The organism is Brucella sp. IR068, assembly GCF_049065885.1.
Classification (GTDB): Bacteria; Pseudomonadota; Alphaproteobacteria; order Rhizobiales; family Rhizobiaceae; genus Brucella; species Brucella intermedia.
In genome coordinates, this window is sequence record NZ_JBAKHE010000002.1 from 242,096 (window position 1) to 268,457 (window position 26,362).

Consider the following 26,362-nt stretch of genomic DNA (forward strand, 5'->3'; position numbering starts at 1 on the left):
GAGGTATCGGCAGGATCAGTTGCTGGGGCCGCCTGCGGCGCCCGGCAAGGATGTCGGGGCCTTGGACACGCCCTGAATGATCTGGCCGAGGAAGCTCTGGTCCTTGCCGCCGGTCGGCGTCGTGCGCGACACGAAATCGAACAGCTTGCCGTCCTTCAGGCCGTAATTGGCGATGTGCTCGACCTTGCCGTCCTTGTCGAAATAGATGGCGAGGATCTGTCGCTCGATGATCTTCGGCTTCATGAACTGCGCGGCGCGGTAACGCTTCTGCGAAATGTAATAGAACACTTCATTGTCGAAGGTCGCGGTGGTGGACGGCGTGCCGAGCGCCAGAAGCACCTGCTCGCGGCTGGAGCCGACAGGGACCGAATCAAGCGCGTTCTGATCGAGTACGTAACCCTCTGTCAGAGTTTCGGACGGATTAAGCGTGGATGCAGTATTGCACCCCGCAAGCGCCACTGAGACGAGAATTGCCGTGCCTGCGAGAAGAGCACGCTGCGTGCGCATGCTTGGAAAAATTCGCTGCAACAAAGACCTCTCCATACATTCTAAATCAGCGCGGCACTTTCGCCGTCGGGAGAACTTCGGTAAACCACCTTGCTTATTTATGCAACTGGAACGGTCGTACGGACATGATTCTCCAACTTTTCCGCCGCAAATCCAAAGCAAACGAGGCAATTATGCTTCGCGTTTACGAGGTGATCGTGGCGGCGGCGCGGCAAAAACGGTTCTATGCACAATTTCAGGTGCCTGACACGCCGCTGGGCCGTTATGAAATGCTTTCCCTTCATATTTTCCTCGCGCTTCACCGCATGAGGGGAGAAAACAGGGCGCTTGCCGATCTCGCGCAGGAAATCGCCGACGAGTTTTTCAAGGATGTCGACCATTCGCTTCGCGAACTGGGCATCGGCGACCAGGGCGTGCCGAAGCGCATGAAAAAGCTTGCGCGCATGTTCTATGGCCGCGTCGCGGCTTATGGCGAGGCGCTCGACGCGAATGATGGCGATGCGCTGGCGGCGGCCCTGACGCGAAACATCCGCCCGGATCTCGAATTCTGGCCGCATGCCCACCATTTGGCTGAATATGTGCTGGCGTGCCGCGACCGGCTGCAAAAAATTGCAGACGACGCTTTGGTGGCAGGCGACATTTCCTATATGGATGCAGACTAAAGCATGTCTCCGAAAAGTGGGAACCGGTTTTGGGAGACATGCATGGGAACAAAACTTAAGAGCGCATCCTGAAAAGTGTAAAACAGTTTTCGGATAAGATGCGCGCCAAAGGCGACTTTGCGCCAACGAACAATGCTGAAAAAGGCCAATGAGAATGACTGATAAACCGGCGCTCACCTATCCTGTTCCGGTTCTTCACCTGCCGCAAAAGGGCGTAACGGTGAAAATAGGCACGGATGAGAAAGAGCGCGCAGCGCTCGCGGCAGACCATGGGCTTGAGGCCGTGAATGCCTTTGCCGCAGAGTTTCTGATTACGCCTTGGAAAAAGGATGGTATCCGGGTGCGTGGCCGTATCGACGCGGAAATCGTTCAATCCTGCGTCGTGACGCTGGAACCGCTGACCAACAGCATTGCCGAGGAAGTCGATACGATTTTCGTGCCGAAAAATTCACGGCTGGCGCGAATTCAGCTTGATGATAGCGGCGAAATGCTGCTCGATGCGGAAGGCGCGGACAGTCCGGAAGTTTTTGTCGGCGACAAGATCGATGTCGGTGCGATTGCGGAGGAATTCTTCGATCTCGCCATCGATCCCTATCCCCGCAAGCCAGGCTTGCCGGACGATAGCGAGCCGAAGGTTTTCGGGGACGATGATGGGGAAGAGAAGCCCGTTTCGCCATTTGCGAAACTTTCGGAATGGCAAAAGAAGCCGTAATTCACAGTGAGTTTGTCAGAATTTGGTTGTGTGGAAACGCAAAAGCACTATTTTCGCCGAAAACCTGTCTGCTGCAAAAGGCAGAGCAGGAGCAGGGTCGCACAGGAATAATCAAGAGTGATCAAAATTTCGATTGACGCGATGGGCGGTGATTTTGGCCCTGAAGTGGTCATCCCCGGCGCAGCGAAGGCGCTTGAGCGTCATCCTGACATCCGCTTCATATTCTTCGGTCTCCCCGCGCAGGTGGAGCCGGTGCTGGCACGCTATCCGAAGCTGAAGGCCGCATCGGAGTTCCGCGCGAGCGAGGTTGCCATCAGCATGGACGACAAGCCAAGCCAGGCCCTGCGCGCCGGTCGTGGCAAATCGTCCATGTGGCAGGCCATTGAGGCCGTAAAGACCGGCGACGCCCAGGCATGTATCTCCGCCGGCAATACCGGCGCGCTTATGGCCATGTCCAAGTTTTGCCTGCGTATGATGTCGGATGTCGAGCGTCCGGCGATTGCGGGCATCTGGCCAACGCTGCGCGGTGAAAGCATCGTCCTCGATATAGGCGCCACCATTGGCGCCGATGCGCGCCAGCTCGTCGACTATGCCGTCATGGGCGCGGGTATGGCGCGTGCCCTGTTCGAGGTGCGCAAGCCGACCGTCGGGCTTCTCAATGTCGGCACGGAAGAGGTCAAGGGCCTCGACGAGATCAAGGAAGCAGGCCAGATTCTGCGCGATACGCCGCTTGAAGGACTTGCCTATTCCGGTTTTGTTGAAGGCAACGACATCGGCAAGGGTACGGTGGATGTGGTCGTGACCGAAGGTTTCACCGGCAATATCGCGCTCAAGGCCGCGGAAGGTACGGCCCGGCAGATGGCGGAGCTGCTGCGTCAGGCCATGAGCCGCACGCTGCTTGCCAAGATCGGCTATGTTTTCGCCAAGGGTGCGTTCGACCGCCTGCGTGAGAAAATGGACCCGAACAAGGTCAATGGCGGGGTTTTCCTTGGCTTGAGCGGAATTGTCATCAAAAGTCATGGCAGCGCGAATGCCGAAGGCTTCTGTTCGGCGGTGGAAGTCGGCTATGACATGGTGAGAAATCGCCTTCTGGAAAAGATCGAGGCCGATCTGGCGCATTTCCACCACAGTCATCCGCATGTTTCGAGTGAAGGTGACGAGGCTGCGAAGGCTTGAATTCCGCAACGCCATCCAGGAAGTGCATTTGAAAGACTTGCGGATTGCCGGATATCCTTCGGCGCCGAAGCGGTGAAGTAACTTTTGCCGGTTATGTGTAGGGCCAGAATTCTCGACTGCGCGCACGATGTTCGCCGCGCCGGTCGCATGTAAGGACAGGAAATAAGAGATGATAAGATCTGTCGTGCGGGGTATCGGTTCGGCATTGCCGAAGCGGGTCATGAAGAATACCGATTTCGAAGGTATCATCGAAACCTCGGACGAATGGATCGTGCAGCGCACGGGTATCCGTGAACGTCACATTGCAGGCGACGATGAAACTACGGTTTCGCTTGGCACCGCAGCAGCGCGCGCGGCGATCGAGAATGCAGGCTTGCAGCCGACCGATATCGATCTCGTCTTGCTGGCCACCTCTACACCCAACCATACGTTTCCGGCCAGTGCCGTGGAAATCCAGCGCGAGCTGGGAATCACCAGTGGTTTTGCATTCGACATGCAGGCCGTGTGCAGCGGCTTCATCTATGCCATCACCACGGCGGACCTCTATATCCGCGGCGGCATGGCGAAGCGGGTGCTGGTCATCGGCGCGGAAACCTTCTCGCGTATTCTCGACTGGAGTGACCGCACGACCTGCGTTCTTTTCGGCGATGGCGCTGGTGCGCTCGTGCTGGAAGCCGCCGAGGGCAATGGCCTGACCTCGGATCGCGGCGTTCTCGCCGCCAACCTGCGTTCGGACGGCAATCACAAGGAGAAGCTCTTTGTCGATGGCGGCCCGTCCACGACCCAGACCGTCGGCCACCTGCGCATGGAAGGCCGCGAAGTCTTCAAGCACGCAGTCGGCATGATCACCGATGTTATCGAGGCCTCTTTCGACGAAACCGGCCTTACTGCCGAGGATATCGACTGGTTCGTCCCGCACCAGGCCAACAAGCGCATTATCGACGCTTCCGCCAAGAAGCTGAATATTGCGGAAAACAAGGTGGTCATCACCGTTGACCGTCATGGCAACACCTCTGCCGCCTCGGTTCCGCTGGCGCTCGCAACCGCTGTTGCGGACGGTCGCATCAAGAAGGGCGACCTCGTTCTTCTGGAGGCAATGGGCGGCGGATTCACCTGGGGCGCGGTTCTGTTGCGTTGGTAAGCGATAAATTTGATCTGCCGTGAGGAAACTCGCTGCTTGACCGTTGCGCTTTTATTTGTGTAACGTCCTGTCACGTAAGGATATTATCTGTTCAAACGCTAACCAGGCAGGTTCGGTCATGGGAGGTAAAACGGTCACGCGAGCTGATCTGGCAGAGGCTGTTTACCGGAAGGTAGGCCTTTCCAGAACGGAGTCGGCGGCTCTTGTCGAGATGATCCTCGACGAAGTCTGTGACGCTATCGTCAACGGCGAAACGGTGAAATTGTCGTCCTTCGCGACATTTCAGGTTCGTGACAAGAACGAGCGCATTGGCCGTAATCCGAAAACAGGCGAGGAAGTTCCAATTCTTCCCCGCCGTGTGATGACTTTCAAAGCTTCCAACGTTCTCAAGCAGCGTATCCTGCAGGAACATCAGAAGCGCGAAGCCAAAAGCCAGAAATAATTCCTGAAATGCTGCCCAACGGGCGGCATTTTTGTTTTTGCGCCGTCATCTCAAACTGACATGGTTTCCTTCTGCGCCTGACCCCGGGCCAAGCGTAAGGACTGGCTTTTGTCTGATGCAGGTTGCCATTGCATGGCTAGCGCATTTCCAGCAAAAGTGTGAAACGTCTACGCGGTGAAATCAGTTCACTGGACTGATTTCTTAACCCGCTTCGATGCGTTGGATCATGCGATAAAACAAGTAGTCAGAGCGGTTCCGGCGATTCTGTTAGAATAGGAACCGCTCTAACTGTGCGCCGGTGCCAGCCGCGCTGCCTTCCGTTCTGCGTGAAGGGATGCTTATAAAGCTCTGATATTATATAATGGATTTTGCAGGGCGAATCGCTTTGCTAATATTGCACTCTGAAAAACGGCAGGTTTTTCAGAACGAGTTTGCGTTGAGCGCCGTCCGGTTTTGAATGACGTTGAGCCGTGCCTTTTTGCATGCTGGAGATTGTTAACTCCCGTCCTTTAAAATCCGATGCTGAAACGCCTTTTGTGTAGCAAGCGCGTTCGCGTTGGCGAGTTGAGCTATCTGGATCGGCGAGGTTGCGCCGCGACGGCGAAACCCGAACCTCTGGAAAGGGCAAGTGGAATGGACAAGAGCCCTGATGCATTCAGGACGATCAGCGAAGTAGCGGAGGACCTTGATCTTCCGCAGCATGTGCTGCGTTTCTGGGAAACACGCTTTACCCAGATCAAGCCAATGAAGCGTGGCGGTGGCCGCCGATATTATCGCCCGCTCGACGTGGAATTGCTGAAGGGCATTCGCCATCTGCTCTATGATCAGGGCTACACCATCAAGGGTGTGCAGCGTCTGCTCCGTGAAAACAATGCGCAGTTCATCATCGCGCTTGGCAATGGCGACGTGCAGGCCGTAGAGGCGATCACGCGCCAGAAGCAGGCCGCCGCCGACAAGCGTGCTGCCGAAGAGGCGGCGGATAATGAAATGGCCTTGCCAAGCGGCATCAAGGCGCCGCAACCGGCCCGCAAGCTTTTCGGTCTCCTGAAGGGCGAGGAAGATGGTCCCATCGGCGCCGATGGACGGCGTCCGTCGAAGGATAATCGCTCGCTGTTGCAGGAGGCATTATTCGACCTGCTCGAATGCAAGCGTCTTCTCGATCAGGTTCGCTGATCGACTCTAACCCATGAAAAAGGGAGGCTTTTGCCTCCCTTTTCTTTTGTAGGCGAACTATATCAACTGGATGAGAGTTTCAATCCGATGATACCGGCGAGGATCAGCGTCACGCTTGCGACGCGGAAGAAGGTGGCCGCTTCGCCGAGGATGACGATCCCCACCACGAAAGCGCCCACCGCGCCGATACCTGTCCATATTGCATAAGCCGTGCCGAGCGGCAGGCTGCGCATGGCTATCGACAACAGAGCGAAGCTGCCGATCATGGTCACGATGGTGATGATGCTCGGTGTGAGAAGGGAAAACCCTTCCGATTTTTTCATGAAGAAGGCCCAGACAACTTCGAGAATCCCGGCCACGGCCAGATAAATCCATGCCATTTTAATGCTCCCTGATGAGGGTTCTGAACGGGCCGTCCCGTTCGTTGATGAGGGCAGGAAGGCCGTCCCTCCCGCGAAGTCCTTGATCAGTGCGACGGATGCAGTGCATCGTTGAGATACATACAGGTCAGCATGGTGAAGACATAAGCCTGAATGATCGCCATCAGCAATTCGAGCGCCGTCAGCGCGACGGTCATGGCAAGCGGCAGTACGGCGGTCAATATACCGAGTGTTCCAAGACTGCCGAGCCCGATGACGAAGCCGGCAAAGACCTTCAGCGTGATGTGCCCCGCCAGCATGACGGCGAAGAGACGGACTGAATGACTGACCGGGCGCGAGATATAGGACATGATCTCTATCGGCACGATGATAGGTGCGAGCACGACCGGTACGCCCTCAGGCATGAACAGCCGGAAGAACCTGAAACCGTGACGCACAAGCCCGTAGATCGTCACTGTCAGAAAGACGAGCATGGCCAGCGCGAAGGTCACGATGATATGGCTGGTCACCGTGAATGCGTAGGGAAACATGCCGATCAGATTGGCGAACAGGATGAACAGAAACAGCGAGAAGACGAGGGGGAAGAAGGTCATGCCTTTCTCACCGGCATTCTCGCGCAATGTCTTCGACACGAATTCGTAGAGAATCTCGGCGGAGGACTGCCAGCGTCCCGGGACCACGCTGCCCCTTTTGGACGAGAGGAACATGAATGCAGCCGCGCCCAGCGCTGTCAGCACCATGAAAAGCGCGGAATTGGTGAAAGCAACCGGCTGTCCGCCGATTTCGCCAAGTTTAACGATGGGCTTGATTGCAAATTGTTCGATCGGTCCTGCCATAGGACTTCCTCCTATGGGGCCGTCCCCGATGCGAACACTGGCGCAGGTCGTCCCACGCGGCATTTTAAATAGTGATTCTTGCCGGGAGAGGCAAGAGAATTGACGCTTCTGGAAAGCCCAACAGAAACTTGATCACGCATCCCATGTATCAGGGAGCTTTTTCGCGTATTCTACCGTTCTTAACCACAGATTATGCCGGGAGATCGATCCATGACCATCTCAAGACGTAATTTCATTGTTACAGCATCTGCTGCCGGGGCCGGACTGGCCTTGTCGCCGCTGGAGCTTGCCAGGGCAGCAGCCGAAACAGGCGGTTCCAAAGTGCAAAATCCTTCACAGGTAGAAAATCCGGGCTTCCATCGTTTCCAGTTCGGTGATTTCGAAATCACCACGCTTTCCGATGGGCGCAGGGCAGGCGAGGCGCCCGAAAAGACTTATGCGGTGGGGCAGGACCCGAAGGCGGTCGCCGCACTTCTCGAGGAAAACCTTCTGCCCGCTGACCGTTTCGTCAACAGTTTCACACCGGTGCTCGTCAATACGGGCAAGGAGCTTGTGCTGTTCGACACAGGCATGGGGGCTGGCGCTCGCGAGGCGGGGCTGGGCAGGCTGGCCAGCGCGCTGGAAGCCTCTGGTTACAAGACGGATGATGTCTCGCTGGTTGTGCTGAGCCATTTCCACCCCGATCATATCGGTGGGTTGATGGAAGACGGCAAGCCAGCCTTCGCCAATGCCCGATACGCGGCCGGACAGAAGGAGTTCGATTTCTGGACAGACCCCGCGCGGCTCGACAGTCCCGCGAAGACAGTTGCCGAAATGGTGGCAAAAAACGTCAAGCCTCTGGCCGACAAGATGACGTTTCTGAGCGAGGACAGCGAGGTCGTATCCGGCATTCATTCCGTGGCGGCCTACGGCCACACGCCGGGTCACCTCGCTTTCCGGATCGAAACGGGCGGCAAATCACTCATGCTCATCTCGGACACGGCAAACCATTTCGTCATCACCTTGCAGCGGCCCGAATGGCACGTTTCCTTCGATATCGACAAGGAAGCCGCCGTCCAGACCCGCAAGCGCATGTTCGACATGATCGCGACGGACAGGCTGCCCTTCATCGGCTATCATATGCCGTTTCCCGCCTTGGCCTATCTCAAGCGGGAAGGTGAGGGCTATCGCTACGTCGCGGAAACCTATCAGCTGCGTGAGAAATAGTTTCGAGCGATGACCGCTCGTCCAGAGCATTTCCAGCAAAAGTGCGAAGCGGTTTTGCGTTGGAAAATGCGGCAAACAAATACTTGGAGCGCTTCCGGCGATTCCGTTTTAGTCGGAAGCGCTCTAGCGTCCGCCGGCAACGTCGATGAATGTGCCGGTGACATAAGCGGGAGCGTCGTTCAACAGCCAGAAAATGGCTTCGGCGACCTCCTCCGCCTTTCCGGCTCGCCCCACCGGCGTACCGGCGCCTAGTCGCGCCGCGCGGTCCGGATTACCTCCGCTTGCATGAATATCGGTATCGATCAGGCCCGGTCGCACCGCATTGACCCGGATGCCCTTTGGCGCCAGTTCCTTCGACAGGCCGATGGTCAGCGTATCGAGCGCGCCTTTCGCTCCGGCATAATCCACGTATTCAAAGGGCGATCCAAGACGTGACGCCATGGACGAAACGATGACGATGGCGCTGTCGGGCTGCAAGCGTCGCGCTGCCTCGCGGGCGCATAGATAGGTGCCGTAAACATTCACGTCGAACATGGTTTTCAGGCGCTCGGCGCTCATGTCCGCAAGCGGCATCGTCTGGGCCACGATGCCGGCGTTCAGGACCACGCCTTTCAGCGGACCAAGCTCCGCTTCGGCCTTGTCGAACATGGCGATCACGTCCTCTTCGCTGGATATGTCGCCCTGGACGGCCAGCGCTTTCGCACCAAGCCTCGCTGCCTCGGCCGCTGTTTGGTGCGCAGCCCGTTCGTTCCCGGCATAATTCAAGGCCACGGACCAACCCTGCGCCGCACTGCGCAGGATAGCAGCGCGACCGATGCCGCGACTTCCACCAGTGATCAGAACGTTCCTCATGCTCTCCTCCATGCCAACCATGGCAGAGGTAATCCGATTTGCACTTTATGTGCAAAGGAAAGATCGTACGAAAATATAGGTTTGGGGGAGGAAGGGGTTGAAGCGGCGGGATACGAACCCACGGAGTTCCACCCGGGACCGCCTCAGGGATGCGCAATCATTTCAATCACTTCATTTTGTTAGGCATCCGAAATCAAAAATGCAATCGTTGCAAGGCGTGCTATTGGCCTCCCGCTTGACTGGAACACGGGGGCACTCACAAGTTTTCCCCTTGGTTTTCTATCGTTCCGAATCTTTGTCTTAATTTACAATAGCCTGGCAGAGATTCTTCTGCGCTGTTTCGGATATCGGCATTCCGTTATTTCTAAGAAACTCCTCAATGGCGAATTCCGGCGTGTGACCAAGGCCGATTTGGGTATTAGCCATAACCTTGCCATTGGAGCGAACAGCTCCAGCAATATAAATGGTCTTGCCTTCGGATTTCTTGATCGGGTCAAGTTTATAACCGACCCACGCGCCAAATCTTTCTGACGCAAATTCGCTATACGTCCAATTGCGACGATTATTGTCACGCCTGGCGATCATTGGCCCCCTCCCAATAGTTCCCCAACGCGCTGCAAGTAACCGCAATTTTATAGTGTAGTCAAACTCCTCTTCACTCGTTCTGGACGAATTTCCGTGTTCGGGGATTGGCTCCCCACATTCCCCTTGCCGGGCTAATTACTGGTAGTGGATTTTTCTTTTGAAACAGCGGGGAGTAAGTCGGGAAACAGTACGGGATTTTTCGGTATTGTTCCGGACTTCTGGCGCTCTTTACGGGATCTGGATTCCGTTTCGTTCCCTTCAATGCCATTGCAGTCCCGATTGAAAGGAATTGCAAGGCATTAAATTTTAAGGGGAAAAATGGTCGGAGCGGCGGGATTCGAACCCACGACCCCTTGACCCCCAGTCAAGTGCGCTACCGGGCTGCGCTACGCTCCGAGCCGGGGAAAGCCGTAGAATATAACGACTTGGTGCGCAAGGGATAATTTCTCGAAACTGTTAAATTGCACACGGACTTTGCGTCATGCGCGAAATCGCAAACGTTGCTCCAATCCGGCAGGGGCGCATTGTGTCGGAATTGTGAAGAAATTGTGACAATCTGTCACCTTCGATAGCAGCTATGCCTCTCCTAATAAATTGGGGGAAGGAGGGTATCGTCGGATGAGAATCAGTCACCTTTTCAACACGCTTGATTTCTGGCGGGCGCATCTGGCGGTCAATCGCGAGCCGGTCTGGGAGAATATATTGCCATTGTTCTTCTTTCATCGCGACGGGGTGCTGGCGATCCAGAGATTGGCGCGCGAGTGGACCCGGCTTTACGGCCTTCGGCGGGTCGACGTGTTTCGGGGAAATGTCGTCCGTGAGAAATGGTCGAACCGCCGTATTGGTGAGCTTCTCGATCAGATGCAGAAAGTCAGCGATGCCCGATCAGCACAAAAGCAAGTGCGGACAGAGGAAGCGCCCCGTTATGTCGACGGGTGTCTCGTTGTGGTCCGCACGCAGGACACGGACATCCTGATTGACGGTCGTCGCCGGGCGAATGTCTGGTGTAACATGCCGGGCCAATATGCGGTCTGGGTAATCGAAGTGGAACCGCGTCCATCGCGTCTTTCGAAGCTGATAGGCGGCGGCGAGTTCGAGCCATCTCGCTTATAGGCGCAGCAGGCTAGGTTGGGGCTACGAAATCAGGAGCGCGGCGCGAACAGGATGATGCATGTACCGGCGAAGGCCGTGCATGCGCCGACCACATCCCAGCGATCGGGGCGGGCGCCCTCGGCGAACCAGATCCAAAGGATCGACGCGATGATATAGATGCCGCCATAAGCCGCGTAGGCGCGACCGGCGACATTGCTTTCAATCAGTGTCAGCAGATAGGCGAACAATGCGAGGCACACCATGCCGGGCGCCAGCCAGAGCGGTGACTTGTCGAGTTTCAACCATGCCCAGAAGGCGAAGCATCCGGCAATTTCAAAGAGGGCTGCGGCGGCGTATATCGCGAATTGCAAGGTTCTGCTCTCCTGAGCCTTCTTTGAATTTGAGTGAAGGCTGATACTTGTATTCCAGCCCCGCACAACCCCAGATTATTCCGAAAAGCAGATAAAAATGACGCCAGTGATCGGTATCGATGACATTGCCGATCAGGACATGCCCGAGATAGGTTGCATAGGCCACCAATAGAAACGGCTGCCAGGGGCGATTGCGAAACAGCAGCTTGAAGCCGATCGCGAGTGTCAGAAATGTCAGTGTCAGAAAAGCCATGAAGCCGACCCAGCCATAGTCGAGCACGGCCTTGAGCCAGATATTGTGGGTGTCTTCGCCGAACATCGGCCCGAATTCCAGCGGCCCGATACCCAGAGGATGCTGCGTGGCCAGAACCATTCCAAGCCAATGTCGCGCGAAACGTCCAAGCCTTGCGCTGTCGTAGCTTTGTTCAAGGCGTGCGCGCTCGCGAAAGAACTCGCCGACGCCGGGGATCTGCAGGATAATCAGGATCGCGAGAATGATCGCCACAACGGCAAGGAGACCGATTGCGATCAGGCGAAGGCGGAAGCGATTGCTGTTGCTCTGTAGAAACAGCACCCCAAACAATACGACGAAGGAGAGGGGAACCATCGCCCATGCCGCGCGCGAAAAGGACACCAGTACGCCAAGCGTGAGCAGGCAGCAGAGCGGCAGATAGACCGCCACATCGCGCAGGCTCCAGCGCATGATGCGATAAAGCGTCCAGGTCAGCGGCAATATCAGGAAGGGCCCATAGACATTGGGGTCCTGAAAAGCGCCCTGCGCACGTCCGTAACGCGTGAAGTTTTCCGCTCCCGGGAAGAGGCCGAAATAACCGGCAATGCCGAGGAGGGACGACAGCATGCCGACGAGAAGATAGGCGTTGAAGATGGTTCGCAAGCGCCGGTAGTCAGCTTCGATCACCGCCGCGAAGAATACCGACGTAAAAGCCAGAAACAGCGAAACGGCAATATAGAGCGGGGCTTTCTTGACGTCAGCCATCTGCATGACCGAGATCATACCGCCGAAATTGAACACCGCGAGGATCGCCAGCAACACCAGGCTGGTTCGCGTCAACCGCAGGCCGAACAGCAATGCCAGCGCGATAAGGCCAACCATGTAGAGTTCATACGGCGCAGGCTCGCTCATCACGAAGCCAAGCAGAAAGACGCCGAGGCCGATTGCGCTGTTGGCGATGAGGCGGTTGAGCGCGCGTTTGCGCGCCGCATCCGCCGGCAGCGTCAAAGCTGGACGCGGATTTCCGTCAAGCCTTTGCGCAATGCCGGTCAATAGGCGTTTTCCGTGTTAAGGAGCCGTATCGGCGTCAGGAACAGAATCTTCAGATCAAGCCAGAGCGACCAGTTTTCGATGTAATAAAGATCGAATTCCGTCCGCATACGGATCTTGTTTTCATTGTCGATTTCGCCGCGCCAGCCGTTTATCTGTGCCCATCCGGTGACGCCGGGCTTCACGCGGTGCCGTGCGAAATAGCCGTCGACCACTTCGTTATAGAGTACATTATGCGAATGGGCGGCGACCGCATGCGGGCGGGGACCTACGAGTGACAGGGAGCCTGCCAGAACATTGAAGAACTGCGGCAGCTCGTCTATGGAAGCCTTGCGAATGAAGCGCCCGACACGCGTGACGCGAGGATCGTTTTTGGTAACGGCCTGCTTCGCAGAGGGGTCGCACATCTCGGTGTACATCGACCGGAACTTCCAGACATTGATGATTTCATTGTTGAAGCCGTGCCGCTTCTGCTTGAAGATCACAGGACCCTTGCTGTCCAGCTTGATGGCAATCGCCGTGCCGATCATGATGGGCGACAGCAGAACGATGCCCAGAATGCTGAACACGACATCGAAGACGCGTTTGGCGACTGAGTCCCAATCGTTGATCGGCTTGTCGAAAATATCGAGCATTGGCACCGCGCCCACATAGGAATAGGCACGCGGGCGGAAACGCAGGTGATTGTTGAGGGCCGAAAGGCGAATATCGACCGGCAGAACCCAGAGCTTTTTCAGCAGGGCCAGCACGCGGGCTTCGGCGCTGATCGGGAGCGACACGATCAGCATGTCGATACGGGCAATGCGGGCGAACTCGATCAATTCATTGATATTGCCGAGTTTGGGATAACCCGCGACGATGGGCGGCGAGCGCTTGTCATCGCGATCATCGAAAATTCCGCAAATGCGGATGTCGTTGTCGGGCTGCTGTTCCAGCGATCGGATGAGCAGTTCTGCATTGGGCCCCCCGCCAACGATGACGGCACGGCGTTCCATCGTGCCGTTTCGTGCCCAGCGCTTGATTTTCCAGGCGATGAAGAGACGCGAGAGCACGAGCAGAACACAGGCGCTGAGCGCCCAGTAAAGGAACCAGCCGCGCGAGAAATCGGAGGAGGACTTCATCAGGAAGCCGGCGATGGCCAGCGTTCCCAGTACGGCAGCCCAGCTGATGAACAGCCGCCGCAGATAACGGCCTGGACTGCGCAGCACGTTGATCTGATAGCCGTCGTTGATCTCCATCATCAGGACAAAAAGTGCGCCCCCCGCGATGATTGTGAGTGGGTAATAGAAGATGAGATGCGTACCGAGACCGACATAAAGCAGAAAGCTCGCAATGCCGGACAGGAAGACAAGCCCGAATTCCACCATGCGCATGACGCCGCTCAGCATCAGCGGCGAAAATGTTTCGCGCTGATACTGCTCTGCCATCTGGCGCGCAAGGGGGCCGAGTTTCACGGGACCGTGTGTCCCGGCATCCTGCTTGCCGCTGGCTTCCAAGGCTTTTCGGCCAAAAGGAGAAAGCGCATCATTATCTCGCACAACATTGCCCCTGATCATAAAATGACGCGTAGTGATTAGCCCCAAAGTCCTAAGCAGAATATAAACGTTGCCGGACAAGCTTATGGCTTAGGTAAACACTCGATTAAATACATGACTGAAAGCCGTTACTGTTAGCAACGGCTAAAATAAAAAGATTTCTGCCCGCACTGTTACAGCATTGGCAGCCGCTGCTGGTATGCGCCAGTTGTCGCAACGCGAGCAGCCGCAAGGCTTGCCTTGTCGGATTATATTGCCTAGGACGGTGATATGGAACCGTTGGAAGATAAAGCAGCAAGCGGCATTTTGCCGTCGAACTGTTCGGCACATATTGCCGTCAACAGGCAGGCTCTCTTCCCACTCCTGATCGGCACCAGATCGGACGATGTCATGGGGTTGCTGCGCGCCTGACCGCACAGCGACCCAAAATCCTGATGAGAGCAATTCACGCTGCGACCTTTTGAGGTCGTATTAACTGTTTGTTTTGATGCGGTTTTGTCCGAGCCGTTAGCGGCATTCGGCAAGGCGCGCTAGGGTTGATCATGACTATCTGGGCCGAACTGGCGAGAGCGGGCAATCATGCCGGCGATGAAATTCTGTTGCGAAAACGCGATCACATCTATGAAATCCGTTATAACGGCCTGGAATTGATGTCGAACGTCAACTTCCAGTCCGAGACAGTATTGGCAGAGAGGTCGCTTCGCCTGCACGGGCGGGCGGTGTCGCATATGCTGATCGGGGGGCTCGGCATGGGCTTCACGCTTCGGGCCGCGCTTGACTTGCTTGGACCCGGTGCCAGGGTGACGGTGTGCGAGCTTGTTCCAGAGATCGTGGATTGGAACCGGACCCATATCGGCCATCTTGCCGATCATCCGCTGAACGATCCGCGGGTCGATGTCCGGATTGCCGACGTGATGGATGTCCTTCGCGCTGAGCAGGACCGGTACGATGCCATACTGATGGACACGGATAATGGACCGGATTTCACCGTCCGCGCTGCCAACGGAGCCATCTATGAGGACGATGGGCTCAGGGTGGTGAAACGGGCACTGAAGCCGAACGGCATCGCCGCGTTCTGGTCCGCAACCATATCCGACCCGTTTGAAGACAAGTTGGACATGCTGCCCTGGCAATGGCAACGCGAGGATATATCGTTGATCGGCGGGCGCGCCGACGCCTTCCACTACATCTATTTTGCGGCGCGGGGCGGATTTCGGTCACAGGTGGACAGAGCTGTGTCCGCCTCCGAACCCTTCGCCGCGATGGTTGGGTGAGGGGTATCCCTCAATCTTCCGGCACTGTCCGGTCGGGATGTGCCTCGTAATAGATCGTCTCGATCGAGTGGGCCATGGTTTGCAGGCTGAAACGCTCATGCAGCCGCGCCGCGTCCGGCATCGCGGAGCGAAACGCTGCGGGATCATCCGCAACGCCCAGCATCTTATGCGCAAGCGCCTCCTCCTCCGGCTCCACCAGTGCGGGGGAGCGAGGCCCAAACACTTCGGGAATGCCGCCAACATTGCTGGCGATGACGGACTTTCCGGCAGCGAGCGCCTCCAGAACGATATAGGGAAACGCTTCGGCGCGTGACGGAACCACCATTATACGCCCCAGGGCAAAGGCCTCGCGCGCAGCCATGCCGGGCAGAAAGCGGATTTGCCCGGAAAGGCCTAGTTCTTCGGCAAGGGCGATGAAGCCGGGCTTTTCCGCGCCGTCTCCCACCATGGTCGCGGTGAGGGCGCGCTGGTTCCGGTCGCGCAGGCGGGCAAGGGCGCGGATCATGACGTCCGGTCCCTTCAGTTCGCGCATCGTGCCCACGAACAGAAAATCGCTGGCACCGGCTGCGTCGGCGATGGGTATGAATTCATCTTCGGCCAGGCCGTTATAGATGACGGCATGAAGGCCATAGGGCCTCCCTACCTTTTCTTCGTAAATACGCTTTTCGAAGTTCGAGACGAACATCACCGCATCGGTCAGAGGGGCCAGCAACCTCTCGATCAGAAAGACGGCGCCGCCGCGGCGCGTCTTTCTGTCAAAATGCAGGCTTCCGCCATGCGGTGAATAGATACGGGCTACGCGAGACCTTAATACCCGTAAGACTGAGCCGAACAAACGCGCATAGACGCCGCCCTTGGCGCCATGTCCGTGCAATATGTCCGGCTGCAATTTCTTGATGATGCGATATGTTTTGTAGGCTGCCGCTGCATCGCCCAGTCCGACACGGCGCTGCATGGCAATGCGGTGAAGGCCGAGCGCGAGCTTTGGCCGCAATTCCTCCATAAGCGCGTCTTCGCGCGGACCGCCGGTCGTTGCGTCGCAGACAATGCCGACCGCGTGGCCTTTTTCCGCCTGCAGGCCCACCAGATCGCGGACGTGGCGGAAGAGCCCGCCGGTCGGTTCGCGGAAGCAGTGGAGGATGCGCAGCGGGGAGGCATTGGTATCATCAGCCATCAATCGCCATCAGAATAGACGTTCGCGCACATAGATCGTGTCGCCCGGCAGGATGGGATCGGAAATCAGCACGCGGCCCGTCAGGACCTTGCCGTTGAACTGGCGCGTGATATCGACATTCTCCTGATTGGCGCGCGGGCTGAAACCGCCCGCTGCGGCGATCGCTTTTTGCGCGGTCATACCCGGAACATAGGAATACTGGCCGGCAGCACCCACTTCGCCCATCACGAAAATCGGACGATAGCGGTCGATTTCAGCGCTGACGTCAGGGTCGCGCAGATAACCGCCACGCAGCTTGGATGCGATGACGCCCTCCAGTTGCTTGGATGTCTTGCCGCGTGCCGGAACGCTGCCCACGAGTGGGAAAGCGATATAGCCAGCCTGATCGACGCTATAGGTATTGGTAAGGCTCGGCTGCTCGAAAACCGTGATACGCACACGGTCGCCGGCATCCAGCATATAGGGCTGGTTCAGCGCCTCGTGGAAAGCGGGCGGGGCGGGGCGATAGCTGGAGCAGGCAGAAAGCGTCATGGCGGCAAGGCCGAGTGCCACGAGCAGAGTGTGGCCTTTGCGCTTGTTCTGAATTGTCTTCGCCGTCATTTTCCGCCTCGGTTCTTCCGAAAAGCAATATTTCTCAACGCACGCAATCGACGCGGTACTGACAGCGCGATTACGAATATCGGTTGCAAGCGTTATCGATTGATTAGGGTTAATGGCTGGTAAAGAAGACAGGGTCCGGTGCAAAATCTTTATGCTTCGTCACGGTGGCGAACTTACCCTGCTTAACCCTCTGGTTACCTTGTTCCTTTACCTTCCGCCCAGATTCGGGGGTGTTTCATCCCACGCGGGCGAGAGCGATCACGCGCGCAAGCGCACTCGCGAAGTCCATGGAGAATGGGGAATGGCAGAAGTCGATCCGTTATCAAGGGACGCAGATATTGATATCGGTGCGCTGTTCTCCAGCCTGCGCCGTCACTGGCTGTTCATTGTGGGCGGCGCGCTTCTCATGGCGGCGCTTGCCTGGGCCATTTGCCTTCTCCTGACACCGGATTACCGCGCCGAAGCACGCCTCATGATCGAGGCCCGTGAATCCATCTATACCCGCCCCAACGGCGAGACTTCTGCCGAGCGTCCGCTTTTCGATGCCGAAGGGGTGAAGAGCCAGGTCGAGGTGTTCTCCTCCGGCGATCTTCTCAAGAAAGTTTCCGAGGAGCTCAAGTTGACCAGCAATGAAGCCTTCACGACAACGGAAGTGAAGCCCTGGACCCGCGTTCTCATCATGCTTGGCATGCGGACCGATCCGGAGCGCCTGACCCCGGAAGAGCGCGTCTTGCAGAAACTGCGCAAGAACATGCAGGTTTTTGCCGTTACTGCTTCGCGCGTCATCGTGGTGCAATATACGTCGGCGAACCCGGAAACGGCAAAGAATGTCGCCAACGCGCTGGCCGATCAGTACATCCTGTTTCAACAGGCCGCGAAGCTTGAATCGAACGACGATGCGACCGGTTGGCTTGCCCCTGAAATTGACGACCTGCGCAACCGTGTCCGCGACGCGGAAAGGAAGGTTGCGGATTACCGTGCTTCGCGCGGGCTTCTGACCGGGCAGAGCAACAGCACCATCGCGACACAGCAGCTTTCTGAAGTCTCGACCGAACTCACCCGGGTTCGCACCAACCGCGCTTCTGCGGAAGCCAAGGCGGAAAGCATTCGCAAGGCGCTCGCCTCCGGTGCGCCCATCGACACGCTGCCGGATGTGTTGGCTTCCGGAATGATGCAGCGTCTTGCCGAAAGGCGCATCCAGCTCAATGCCCAGATTGCCGATCTTTCGACGACACTTCTCGATGGCCATCCGCGTATCAAGGCGCTGCGTTCGCAGCTCGCCGATCTCGACCAGCAGATCAGGAACGAAGGCCGCAAGCTCGTTGCCAGCCTCGACAATGAAGTCTCCGCAGCAAAGCTTCGCGAGGACGAACTCAATCGCGAACTGAACCGGGTGAAGGCACAGGCGGCACAGGCTGGCGATCAGGAAGTCGAGTTGCGCGCATTGGAGCGCGAAGCGGCGGCACAGCGCCAGCTTCTTGAAACCTATCTGACGCGCTATCGCGAAGCCGCGTCCCGTACCGACCGCAACTATGTGCCGGTCGATGCCCGCGTCTTTTCTTCGGCGGAAACCCCGGCGGTTCCCTATTATCCGATGATATTGCCGATCGTCGGTTCGACTTTCGTGGCGGGCCTGCTGCTGCTGTCTATTTTCGTTCTGCTGCGTGAATTGTTCAGCGGTCGGGCCTTCGTGACGACCGGTGGCCAGAGGGCTGCCGCAGTGGAGGAAATCGAGATGCCGGTTATTGCCGCTGCCGCCGAAGCTGCTGCTGTGCCGCCATCGAGAGCCGAAGGCGGCGATGCAGTTTCGAATGAAACAATTGTGGCACCGCGCCGTTCATGGAATATGCCGTTTGCGGTGAGGCCACCGGTTTCGGATGCACGGAAAACCGTGGAGGAGTTTCCCATGATCAGGCGGGACAAGACCAGCCAGCGCGAAACGCGCCAGCATAATCCCAATGGTGTGGAAGCTGTCGCCGATCTGCTTGCCAGCGGTAAGGAGAAGCGCATCGTGGTCGTTTCTCCCGAAGGTGACAAGGCATCGGCGGGGACGGTGCGTCTGTTGCGTGAATTCGCGGATCGCGGCAAGCGGGCGATTCTCGTGGATATGACTGCTCAGGGAACCGTAGGTCTGGCCATGCTGGATGGTACGCATCTGCCCGGCATTACCGAGCTTTTGTCCGGCGAGCGGCGTTTCAACGAGGTCATCCACAGCGACCGGTTCTCACAGGCTCACGTTGTGCCGCTGGGGGAGGCGGATCCCGAAATCGCCATGCGCTCCGCCGATCGCCTGCCGCTCATTCTCGACGCGCTGGAAACGGTCTATGATTTTGTCGTCGTAGAGTGCGGTCCGTCGTCTTCGGAACAGATCGGGCGCATTGCCGATGGACCTGCTTCGGTGGTGATGAGCATTGTCGATCCGGACGATAAGGGCGTCGCGCTCGCCGCGCTCGACCTCGACCAAGGTGGTTATGAAGACGTCGTCATTTTGATGGACGAACCGGCCTGATTGCCGGAATCTGATTCTGGAACAATGTCTTGCAACGGGTTCCTGAATCGGATCGCCAGCACGCTCTACCTTTTCGCGAACCTGCTGCGCAGCGCCTTGGCCATGCCCCAGAGACGCGGATTGCGCTTGAGGCTTCCGGCGACCGCGTTGCGGGCTGATTGCAGCGCCGTGAAAAACCTGCCCTTGGCTGATAGCGGCACCAGCGTGTCATAGATCGCAAGATCGATGTCGCACCATTCGCGCTTGTAGGGCTCGTCGCCAATGCCGAAACTGTAGACCGAATGGCCTTCACCGCAACTACGGCTGATATCCTCGAAGAAGAGGAATTCACCCGGACTTGCCGTCATCAGTTCATCTTGTGCGATTGCGCCGAACTCAACGGTCGGTCCTGCAACGCCGAACACCTTTCCGATGATCGAACGTATGGTCCCGCCCACCTCAAGAAAGCGCAATTCGTTCAACTGATGATCTTTCGTCAGGCCCGCGCAGAAAAAGACTTTGAAGAAATTGCGCACATTCTCGTCGGAGAATGGGTCGCTGATACCCATTTGCCGAAAACGCTGCGCCTTCATCGCGAAAAAGAGATCGAGAACCTTTTCTGACTCCGCAGGGCTTCGGGGTGCGTCAATTCTCCAGCCTCCGCTTTCCTCATAGCGGCGGTCGTGCTGGCGATGCTTTTTCAGCTTTCGCTTGCGATTGGCGCGATCAAGCACGGCATCGAAGCCGCCATTAAGAGAGACGGCGAGAACCGGATTTGGATTGGGCGCTTTTCCGAGAGCAAGCAGTGGGTTGACTGCACCCTGCATTTCAGAAAACTGGCGTGTCAGCGACAGTGCATCGATGTCCGGTCGCACCTTGCGGATGATGCCGAGTAGCTGATTGACTGCCTCGCGACCGGCAACGCCATCAAATTCCTTGCTGAGCCAGGGAAAATTGCAATTGGCGTGGCTTCCGCCGGGATAGCGCGCAATTTTTACACCCCTGTGGCTGACAGCTTCCAGCGGCACGAGCAGGATCGGCGTGGTTCCGTGAAAAAGCCCGACGACAAAACTGTCGGCATTGACGATGGCGCGCCAGTTATCGATCCATTCGAGCGATTGGGGCGCGCCGTGAACGGCCTCGGCATCTTTCCAGAGCCGCGCGATCTCGCTGAAATCCGTCAGAACGTGCGCTGCGACTTCACCCGCCATTGTCTGCAGCTTCCTCGGAGGGGATTAATGTTGTTTCTTGCGTGGTGGCTGCGCCATCCACCAGATGATGCCCATGGCTGGCAGAACCCACAGAATGCCGGTCACGAAGAAATAAAGGAGATGCACCCACGCGCTTGACTGGGCCAGATGCGCCACGGCGATAATGGTCGCGAATACCGCGTAGATGATAACCAGTGCAACCAGCAAAAAAGTGCCGATCAGTTTCTTCAGCCGAACGGGCATGGCGCAGTTCTCCTTTTCCCGTTTCTTCACTAACCGGTGAACGGTGACAGTGAAAGGGTAAAAACGCGGCGGCATGTCGCGTGACACCAACTTGTAACGGCTTCACCTATGCGGCATGTATCCTTCTCTTGTTATCGAAGGGTGAATGGCATGACGGCAGCAACGGCGCAGCGTGTAGGACAGGGCAGGTCATCGAAAGAGGACCGCGACCGTCGCCTCGTGCGTTATTGGCTTTATGCAGTTTTCGTCGTGCTGATTGCCATCGTCATGGTCGGCGGTGCCACACGCATGACGGGTTCTGGCCTTTCCATAACCGAATGGAAGCCCATTCACGGCGTCATTCCGCCGCTGAACCATGCCGAATGGGTGGAAGAGTTCGACAAGTATCGCCAGATTCCCCAGTATCAGCAGATCAACAAGGGCATGTCGCTGGAGGAATTCCAGTACATTTTCTGGTGGGAATGGGCGCATCGCCTGCTTGCGCGTTTTGTCGGGTTTCTGGTCGCCGTTCCGCTGGCCTTCTTCTGGGTGACGGGACGCCTCCGGGGTGGCCTCAAATACCGCATGCTGGGTCTGCTGGCGCTCGGCGGCCTGCAGGGCGCTATCGGCTGGTGGATGGTGGCCTCCGGCCTGAGCGAGCTGACGAGCGTCAGCCAGTATCGCCTGGCGATCCATCTGACGACGGCCTGCGTCATCATAACGGCGGTATTCTACATTGCGCGGGGCCTTGTCACCTATAGCGAACGACCGGCGGAACGGTCGGTCCAGCGCTTTGCGGGTTGGATCGTGTTCGCCGTGCTTGTGCAGATTTACCTGGGTGGGCTCGTGGCCGGGCTGCATGCCGGTCTGACCTATAACACATGGCCGCTGATGGATGGTGCTGTGGTGCCGTCGGATCTGTTCATCCAGTCGCCATGGTGGCGCAACCTGTTCGAGAACCCGAAAACGGTCCAGTTCGTGCACCGCGTGTTTGCCTATACGGTTCTTGTTCTGGCTGTGCTGCATTCGCTGCAGGTTTGGAATCAGGCTCCGGGCAGCACCCATGCGCGCCGCACCATTGTTCTCCTCGGTCTGATACTTGTGCAGGCTGTTATCGGTATTGCAACGCTTCTGATGAGCGTTCCGCTGCACCTGGGCCTGACGCATCAGTTCTTCGCGCTGATCGTTCTGGCGTTCGCGGTTGCGCACTGGCGCGCAACCAAGGGCGCTTACGAGGGGTAGCTGGTCCGACGCAATTGCCTGAGCGCGGAGGCGATCTTCAGTTCCCGCGCTTCATCCGCGTCGTTACCGTCTTCACGATGCCACGCGGCTGAGAGACAGCCATAGGCGAAGGCATAATCCAGAATATAGGCCGCATCTCGCCCGATGATCGGCGCGAAATGTTCGGCCATGCCCCGCGCACGTTCGAGATCCAGACAGAGATCGTCGCGATCGAGCGGATTGTAGAAGATGTTGGCCGCATCGAAGGCGGCGTCCCCAGCCACCCCGTGCGGATCGATGGCGAGCCAGCCGCGGGGTCCCTTGATGATGTTTTCATGGTGGATGTCGCCATGCAGCGGGATAGTTTCGTGTGGCGTGGCCAGCAAGCGCCTGGCGACCGCCGTGCCTTCTGCATAGAGCGGGCTTTCATCCGCCACCGCGAAAAGACCGGAAAAGTGTTTGTCGAGCGGTTGCAAGTCAACCGGTATCGGGGCGGGAGAGGGCGTATGCAGCGCGCTCAGCACCTCGCCGAAGATGAGCAGGCATTCGGCGTCGTTACCGCGCTTCAGGTGTTCATCGAGGTGGTAGTCGCCCGCATATTCGAGCAGCATCGACGCACCATCCAGGGCGTATAATCGCGCCGCACCATGCCCATTCTGCCAGGCAAGATAATGGGCTCCGCGCAATTCTTCCATTCCGGCCGGCTTCAATTGCTTGACGACAAAAACCTCGCCCGGATGATCGATGCGTTCGACCTTCCAGACGAGGCTTGAATGCTTATCCGCCAGTGGCTCGAACGAGCCGATATTCCATTCGACAGGAAACACCGGCTGCTTCGGCATCATGCCTTGCCGAGCATGAGGTTCATGTTCTGGACGGCGGCACCCGACGCGCCTTTGCCCAGATTGTCGAGCAGCGCCACGAGATTGACTTCTCCGTCGCCTTCGGTGCCGAAGACGAAAAGCTTCATGCCATCCTTGCCCGCAAGCTCTTCCGCATCGACACGCGGAAGCTTCGCGCTTTCCTCAAGCGGCACGACTTCGACAATATCCTGACCGGCATAATGATCGGTCAGCGCAGCATGAATCTTTGCAAGCGACGGTGATCCTTCAAGTTCGCTCAGGAACAGGGGAACCTGTACGATCATGCCTTGCGGGAAGCGTCCCACGCTGGGTGAAAAGATCGGGCGGCGTTCCAGACGGCCATGCATTTGCAGTTCCGGCACGTGCTTATGCTTGAGCGGCAGGCCGTAAAGGAAATTGTTTGCCGCCAGATAGTCCAGATGGTCCTTGTCTTCCATCTGGGCGATCAGCTGCTTGCCGCCGCCGGTATAGCCGGAAACAGCATTGACGCTCACCGGGTAGTCGGCAGGCAGCAGGCCCGCATCGCGAAGCGGGCGAACAAGCGCAATCGCGCCGGTCGGGTAGCAACCCGGATTGGCGACGAGGCGCGCCTCGCTGATGCGTTCGCGCTGGCCTTTCGCCAGCTCGGCAAAACCATAGGCCCAGTCGGGGTGCACGCGATAAGCGGTCGACGTATCGATGATGCGGGTCGAGTTGTGACCTTCGAGCAGGGAAACCGCTTCCTTGGAGGCATCGTCCGGCAGGCAAAGGATCGCAATATCGGCAGCGCGCAGATAGTCGGCGCGCAAATCCTTGTTGCGCCGCTCGGCTTCCGGGATCGAGATCACTTCCAGATCGTCGCGCTCGGCCAGACGGGCGCGGATCTGCAGGCCGGTGGTGCCGTGTTCGCCATCGATGAAGATTTTCGGTTTCATGCGTTTTGCCTTTGAATTCAGAAAGTTACGACATTACGTGGAATCAGCGTTTGAGCTGTTTGAATCACTTTGTGAACAAGCGCCTCATCGTCGTTCTTTCCGTTCGGCCAGAAGGCCCAGATAGTACATTGCAATCGTCGCTCCCGCGATGGCTGTTATATCGGCATGATCATAGGCTGGTGCAACCTCGACCACATCAGCGCCCACGAAGTCAAGAGCTGCGAGCTTGCGCAGGACGGACAAAATCTTTGCCGATGACGGGCCACCAGCGACCGGCGTACCGGTTCCCGGCGCGAAGGCCGGATCAAGGCAGTCGATGTCGAAGGTGAGATAGGCCTTGGTGCCATTGGTGCGCTTCAGGATTTCATCGGCGATCGCCGCCGCCGACATGTCCTCCACCTCGTGGCCATAGATGATCTTGATGCCACAATCTTCCGGCGCGTGGGTGCGGATGCCGATCTGAATCGAGTGGTCGGGATCGATGATGCCATCGCGCACCGCACGGGCCACGAATGAACCGTGGTCGATCCGCTTGCCATCGTCGAACCATGTGTCCTGATGGGCATCGAACTGCACCAGCGCCAGCGGGCCATATTTTGCTGCATGGGCCTTGAGAAGTGGCCATGTGATGAAATGATCGCCGCCAAGTGTCAGCAGGAACGCATCGGATTTCAGAATTTTTGCCGCTTCGCGCTCGATAGTGGCGGGGGTCTTGTAGTGATTGCCGTAATCCAGCAGGCAGTCGCCATAGTCGATGACAGCGAGATTCTCGAAGAGGTCACGCTCGAACGGATATTGCGGGTCATTGTCGAAGATGGCCGAGGCCCGGCGGATCGCCTGTGGACCGAAGCGTGCGCCGGGCCGGTTGGAAACGGCGGCATCGAAGGGAATGCCCCAGACAACCGCTTCGGCTCCCTTGAGCGACTTCGTGTATATCCGCCGCATGAACGATAGCACGCCCGCATGGGTCGGGTCCGTGGCTGCGCTGGTCAGGCTGCGGGCAGTGATCGCGTGGTCGATGGTCTTTGCAGGCATGTCTGTCGTCCGGGATGATGGTCTGGCTTCTATAGCGTTTTCATTCGCTCTTGGCATCAAATCCATAGGCGCGCTCCACGCGTCCGATACGCACGCGATAGGCTTCATACCATTTCTGGCGCCCGAGTCTCTGCGCAACCAGATGGTCCACGTCGCGCTTCCACGCGCGGATGCTTTCTTCGTCGGCCCAGAAAGAATTGGTGATACCAAAGCCTTCCGCGTCGCGCGCGCTTTCAATACCGAGATAGCCGGGCTGTTTCGCCGCAAGTTCACCCATCTGAACTGCCATGTCGCCATAGCCATCGTCCTCGCCGCTGACACGCTGCGAAGCAAAGGTGACAATCAGGTAGGGCGGCTCCGGCGTGGCCGCGAAACGGTTTGATGCTACAGGCAGGGACATGGGGTTTATCCGCTAGTGAGTAGGGTCAGAGGTTCTTGGAATAGTCATGACTGCTATCGAACCGGCTTGCAACTGTGGCGAAGGCGCACTGCTACCTAACATCTTGAGGGCAAATAACAGCAATTGAGGTGCGGGAACCGTTAAGCGCTAATGGCTCTCATTTATGGAGGGACATCATGCGAAAAACGCTTCTTGCGATCTCGGCCATTCTTGTTTGTTCCGCTTCACTTGCGGGCTGTGCAACGAACCAACGCTCCGCCAGCTATCAATTGGAGCAGCAGAATGTAAGCGCAATCAACTGGATGCAACTGTCAGGCGAATATGACGCGCTGGCTTATCAGGCATTCAATGGCGCGCGTCGGGCCTTCGACGCAGCAAAACCGGCAAAGGGAAGAAAGAAGGCCGTAATCGTCGATCTCGACGAGACGATGATCGACAATACCGCCTATGCCGGATGGCGCGTCAGGCAGGGCGTACCCTTTACGGAGGAGGCATGGGCGCGCTGGATGGCCGCCGGGCAGGCACGTCCAATTGCGGGCGCTGTGGAGTTTGCAAGGCATGTGAACGCGAACGGCGGCACGATGTTCTACGTCACGAACCGCGATGCCCGGTCGTTTCAGTCTACCGCAGCCAACATTGAAAGGCTTGGCTTTCCGGGCGTGTCCGCAAAAACGCTTCTGCTGAACAGCGGTCAGTCCAACAAGCAGGAGCGTTTCGATAGTATCAAGGCTGAGGGATATGATGTCGTCATCTATATGGGGGACAATCTCAACGACTTCGGAGCTGCAACCTATCACAAGAACAACCAGCAGCGACGCGCATTCGTCGAAGCCAACCGGGAAGCATTCGGCACGAAGTTTTTCATGCTGCCCAATCCGAGCTACGGCGACTGGGTTTCAGGCATGGCGCAGGACTATTACAAACAGTCTCCGCAAAGGCAGCTTGAGATCAAACGCAAGTCCATCCGCAGTTGGGCAGGCTGAAATGCGGTGTGGAACGAAAACAAAA

29 protein-coding genes and 1 tRNA gene are annotated in these 26,362 nt (G+C 57.5%); 13 read left to right on the top strand and 17 right to left on the bottom strand.

Annotation, left to right across the window (positions count from 1 at the left end):
- Window positions 1–15: 15 nt before the first annotated feature.
- On the bottom strand, window positions 16–531 hold the full coding sequence (locus ACOWVS_RS04085) for an outer membrane protein assembly factor BamE (protein ID WP_006466492.1): 516 nt from the start codon (window positions 529–531) through the stop codon (window positions 16–18).
- Between the two features lie 101 nt (window positions 532–632).
- Between ACOWVS_RS04085 and ACOWVS_RS04090 the strand changes: the two genes are divergently transcribed.
- The 6 genes from ACOWVS_RS04090 to ACOWVS_RS04115 all read left to right on the top strand — a co-directional run bounded on the left by ACOWVS_RS04090 (window position 633) and on the right by ACOWVS_RS04115 (window position 5,813).
- A complete protein-coding gene (locus tag ACOWVS_RS04090) occupies window positions 633–1,169 on the top strand; it encodes a ubiquinol-cytochrome C chaperone family protein (protein ID WP_025091372.1) in 537 nt (178 codons plus the stop codon).
- A gap of 154 nt (window positions 1,170–1,323) precedes the next feature.
- A complete protein-coding gene (locus tag ACOWVS_RS04095) occupies window positions 1,324–1,881 on the top strand; it encodes a YceD family protein (protein ID WP_025091373.1) in 558 nt (185 codons plus the stop codon).
- A gap of 117 nt (window positions 1,882–1,998) precedes the next feature.
- Window positions 1,999–3,057 (top strand): phosphate acyltransferase PlsX, encoded by a 1,059-nt coding sequence (plsX, locus tag ACOWVS_RS04100; protein ID WP_006466495.1) that lies wholly within the window; start codon window positions 1,999–2,001, stop codon window positions 3,055–3,057.
- Window positions 3,058–3,226: 169 nt separating this feature from the next.
- A complete protein-coding gene (locus ACOWVS_RS04105; RefSeq protein WP_006472790.1) occupies window positions 3,227–4,198 on the top strand; it encodes a beta-ketoacyl-ACP synthase III in 972 nt (323 codons plus the stop codon).
- A 118-nt stretch (window positions 4,199–4,316) separates the two neighbouring features.
- Window positions 4,317–4,640 carry an integration host factor subunit alpha gene (locus ACOWVS_RS04110; RefSeq protein WP_006472791.1) on the top strand — a complete coding sequence of 108 codons (324 nt, stop codon included), beginning with the start codon at window positions 4,317–4,319 and terminating at the stop codon, window positions 4,638–4,640.
- Between the two features lie 633 nt (window positions 4,641–5,273).
- Window positions 5,274–5,813: a MerR family transcriptional regulator gene (locus tag ACOWVS_RS04115; protein ID WP_006472792.1), complete on the top strand. Its 540-nt coding sequence runs from the start codon at window positions 5,274–5,276 to the stop codon at window positions 5,811–5,813.
- A 62-nt stretch (window positions 5,814–5,875) separates the two neighbouring features.
- On the opposite strand, the gene sugE is transcribed toward ACOWVS_RS04115, so the two are convergent.
- Both sugE and ACOWVS_RS04125 read right to left on the bottom strand, forming a co-directional pair.
- A complete protein-coding gene (sugE, locus tag ACOWVS_RS04120; RefSeq protein WP_006472793.1) occupies window positions 5,876–6,193 on the bottom strand; it encodes a quaternary ammonium compound efflux SMR transporter SugE in 318 nt (105 codons plus the stop codon).
- Between the two features lie 86 nt (window positions 6,194–6,279).
- Window positions 6,280–7,029 (bottom strand): F0F1 ATP synthase subunit A, encoded by a 750-nt coding sequence (locus ACOWVS_RS04125; protein WP_006472794.1) that lies wholly within the window; start codon window positions 7,027–7,029, stop codon window positions 6,280–6,282.
- Between the two features lie 210 nt (window positions 7,030–7,239).
- Between ACOWVS_RS04125 and ACOWVS_RS04130 the strand changes: the two genes are divergently transcribed.
- The gene (locus tag ACOWVS_RS04130) at window positions 7,240–8,235 is read left to right on the top strand and encodes an MBL fold metallo-hydrolase (RefSeq protein WP_006472795.1); all 996 of its coding nucleotides are present in this window, start codon (window positions 7,240–7,242) and stop codon (window positions 8,233–8,235) included.
- A 123-nt stretch (window positions 8,236–8,358) separates the two neighbouring features.
- Here the strand turns inward: ACOWVS_RS04130 and ACOWVS_RS04135 are convergent, their stop codons facing one another.
- From ACOWVS_RS04135 to ACOWVS_RS04145, 3 genes are all read right to left on the bottom strand, one after another.
- Window positions 8,359–9,087 carry an SDR family oxidoreductase gene (locus ACOWVS_RS04135; RefSeq protein ID WP_006472796.1) on the bottom strand — a complete coding sequence of 243 codons (729 nt, stop codon included), beginning with the start codon at window positions 9,085–9,087 and terminating at the stop codon, window positions 8,359–8,361.
- A 300-nt stretch (window positions 9,088–9,387) separates the two neighbouring features.
- The gene (locus ACOWVS_RS04140) at window positions 9,388–9,672 is read right to left on the bottom strand and encodes a hypothetical protein (protein WP_006472797.1); all 285 of its coding nucleotides are present in this window, start codon (window positions 9,670–9,672) and stop codon (window positions 9,388–9,390) included.
- Window positions 9,673–9,991: 319 nt separating this feature from the next.
- Window positions 9,992–10,068: transfer RNA gene (locus ACOWVS_RS04145), tRNA-Pro, on the bottom strand.
- 222 nt (window positions 10,069–10,290) lie between these two features.
- Between ACOWVS_RS04145 and ACOWVS_RS04150 the strand changes: the two genes are divergently transcribed.
- On the top strand, window positions 10,291–10,785 hold the full coding sequence (locus tag ACOWVS_RS04150; protein ID WP_006472798.1) for a hypothetical protein: 495 nt from the start codon (window positions 10,291–10,293) through the stop codon (window positions 10,783–10,785).
- Window positions 10,786–10,814: 29 nt separating this feature from the next.
- On the opposite strand, the gene ACOWVS_RS04155 is transcribed toward ACOWVS_RS04150, so the two are convergent.
- The 3 genes from ACOWVS_RS04155 to ACOWVS_RS04165 are packed head-to-tail and all read right to left on the bottom strand — an operon-like array spanning window position 10,815 to window position 13,973.
- Window positions 10,815–11,135: a YnfA family protein gene (locus tag ACOWVS_RS04155; protein ID WP_006466505.1), complete on the bottom strand. Its 321-nt coding sequence runs from the start codon at window positions 11,133–11,135 to the stop codon at window positions 10,815–10,817.
- Window positions 11,098–12,420 carry an O-antigen ligase family protein gene (locus tag ACOWVS_RS04160; protein WP_006472799.1) on the bottom strand — a complete coding sequence of 441 codons (1,323 nt, stop codon included), beginning with the start codon at window positions 12,418–12,420 and terminating at the stop codon, window positions 11,098–11,100. The genes ACOWVS_RS04155 and ACOWVS_RS04160 overlap by 38 nt, the downstream gene beginning before the upstream one ends.
- On the bottom strand, window positions 12,417–13,973 hold the full coding sequence (locus tag ACOWVS_RS04165) for an undecaprenyl-phosphate glucose phosphotransferase (protein ID WP_210270149.1): 1,557 nt from the start codon (window positions 13,971–13,973) through the stop codon (window positions 12,417–12,419). Before ACOWVS_RS04165 ends, ACOWVS_RS04160 begins: the two co-directional genes overlap by 4 nt.
- 249 nt (window positions 13,974–14,222) lie before the next feature.
- On the opposite strand from ACOWVS_RS04165, the gene ACOWVS_RS04170 reads away from it, so the two are divergent.
- Together ACOWVS_RS04170 and ACOWVS_RS04175 are read left to right on the top strand one after the other, a co-directional pair.
- On the top strand, window positions 14,223–14,363 hold the full coding sequence (locus ACOWVS_RS04170; RefSeq protein ID WP_021587771.1) for a hypothetical protein: 141 nt from the start codon (window positions 14,223–14,225) through the stop codon (window positions 14,361–14,363).
- A 131-nt stretch (window positions 14,364–14,494) separates the two neighbouring features.
- A complete protein-coding gene (locus ACOWVS_RS04175) occupies window positions 14,495–15,226 on the top strand; it encodes a spermidine synthase (protein WP_036565759.1) in 732 nt (243 codons plus the stop codon).
- Window positions 15,227–15,236: 10 nt separating this feature from the next.
- Here ACOWVS_RS04175 and ACOWVS_RS04180 read toward each other — a convergent pair whose 3' ends face one another.
- The gene (locus ACOWVS_RS04180) at window positions 15,237–16,400 is read right to left on the bottom strand and encodes a glycosyltransferase family 4 protein (RefSeq protein ID WP_075041642.1); all 1,164 of its coding nucleotides are present in this window, start codon (window positions 16,398–16,400) and stop codon (window positions 15,237–15,239) included.
- A gap of 9 nt (window positions 16,401–16,409) precedes the next feature.
- On the bottom strand, window positions 16,410–17,000 hold the full coding sequence (locus ACOWVS_RS04185; RefSeq protein ID WP_006472803.1) for a polysaccharide biosynthesis/export family protein: 591 nt from the start codon (window positions 16,998–17,000) through the stop codon (window positions 16,410–16,412).
- A 301-nt stretch (window positions 17,001–17,301) separates the two neighbouring features.
- Here ACOWVS_RS04185 and ACOWVS_RS04190 point away from each other — a divergent pair, with 301 nt between their 5' ends.
- A complete protein-coding gene (locus tag ACOWVS_RS04190; RefSeq protein ID WP_075041643.1) occupies window positions 17,302–19,509 on the top strand; it encodes a GumC family protein in 2,208 nt (735 codons plus the stop codon).
- A gap of 65 nt (window positions 19,510–19,574) precedes the next feature.
- On the opposite strand, the gene ACOWVS_RS04195 is transcribed toward ACOWVS_RS04190, so the two are convergent.
- Both ACOWVS_RS04195 and ACOWVS_RS04200 read right to left on the bottom strand, forming a co-directional pair.
- Window positions 19,575–20,699, bottom strand: a complete 1,125-nt coding sequence (locus ACOWVS_RS04195; protein WP_006466511.1) for a GNAT family N-acetyltransferase — start codon at window positions 20,697–20,699, stop codon at window positions 19,575–19,577.
- A gap of 24 nt (window positions 20,700–20,723) precedes the next feature.
- Window positions 20,724–20,942, bottom strand: coding sequence for a DUF2842 domain-containing protein (locus tag ACOWVS_RS04200; protein ID WP_021587765.1), 219 nt, complete (start codon window positions 20,940–20,942; stop codon window positions 20,724–20,726).
- 150 nt (window positions 20,943–21,092) lie between these two features.
- Between ACOWVS_RS04200 and ACOWVS_RS04205 the strand changes: the two genes are divergently transcribed.
- Window positions 21,093–22,163, top strand: coding sequence for a COX15/CtaA family protein (locus ACOWVS_RS04205; protein WP_025091385.1), 1,071 nt, complete (start codon window positions 21,093–21,095; stop codon window positions 22,161–22,163).
- Here ACOWVS_RS04205 and ACOWVS_RS04210 read toward each other — a convergent pair.
- From ACOWVS_RS04210 to ACOWVS_RS04225, 4 genes are all read right to left on the bottom strand, one after another.
- On the bottom strand, window positions 22,151–22,984 hold the full coding sequence (locus tag ACOWVS_RS04210) for an aminoglycoside phosphotransferase family protein (RefSeq protein ID WP_039852513.1): 834 nt from the start codon (window positions 22,982–22,984) through the stop codon (window positions 22,151–22,153). The genes ACOWVS_RS04205 and ACOWVS_RS04210 overlap by 13 nt on opposite strands.
- Complete coding sequence (gene argC / locus ACOWVS_RS04215; RefSeq protein ID WP_025091387.1) at window positions 22,984–23,919, bottom strand: N-acetyl-gamma-glutamyl-phosphate reductase; 936 nt, start codon at window positions 23,917–23,919, stop codon at window positions 22,984–22,986. Before argC ends, ACOWVS_RS04210 begins: the two co-directional genes overlap by 1 nt.
- Window positions 23,920–24,003: 84 nt before the next feature.
- Window positions 24,004–24,954: an agmatinase gene (gene speB / locus ACOWVS_RS04220; protein WP_006466516.1), complete on the bottom strand. Its 951-nt coding sequence runs from the start codon at window positions 24,952–24,954 to the stop codon at window positions 24,004–24,006.
- Between the two features lie 40 nt (window positions 24,955–24,994).
- The gene (locus ACOWVS_RS04225) at window positions 24,995–25,354 is read right to left on the bottom strand and encodes an antibiotic biosynthesis monooxygenase family protein (RefSeq protein ID WP_006466517.1); all 360 of its coding nucleotides are present in this window, start codon (window positions 25,352–25,354) and stop codon (window positions 24,995–24,997) included.
- Window positions 25,355–25,530: 176 nt separating this feature from the next.
- On the opposite strand from ACOWVS_RS04225, the gene ACOWVS_RS04230 reads away from it, so the two are divergent.
- Entirely contained in the window at window positions 25,531–26,337 is an 807-nt protein-coding gene (locus tag ACOWVS_RS04230) for a 5'-nucleotidase, lipoprotein e(P4) family (protein ID WP_025091388.1), read from the top strand.
- Window positions 26,338–26,362 lie beyond the last annotated feature (25 nt).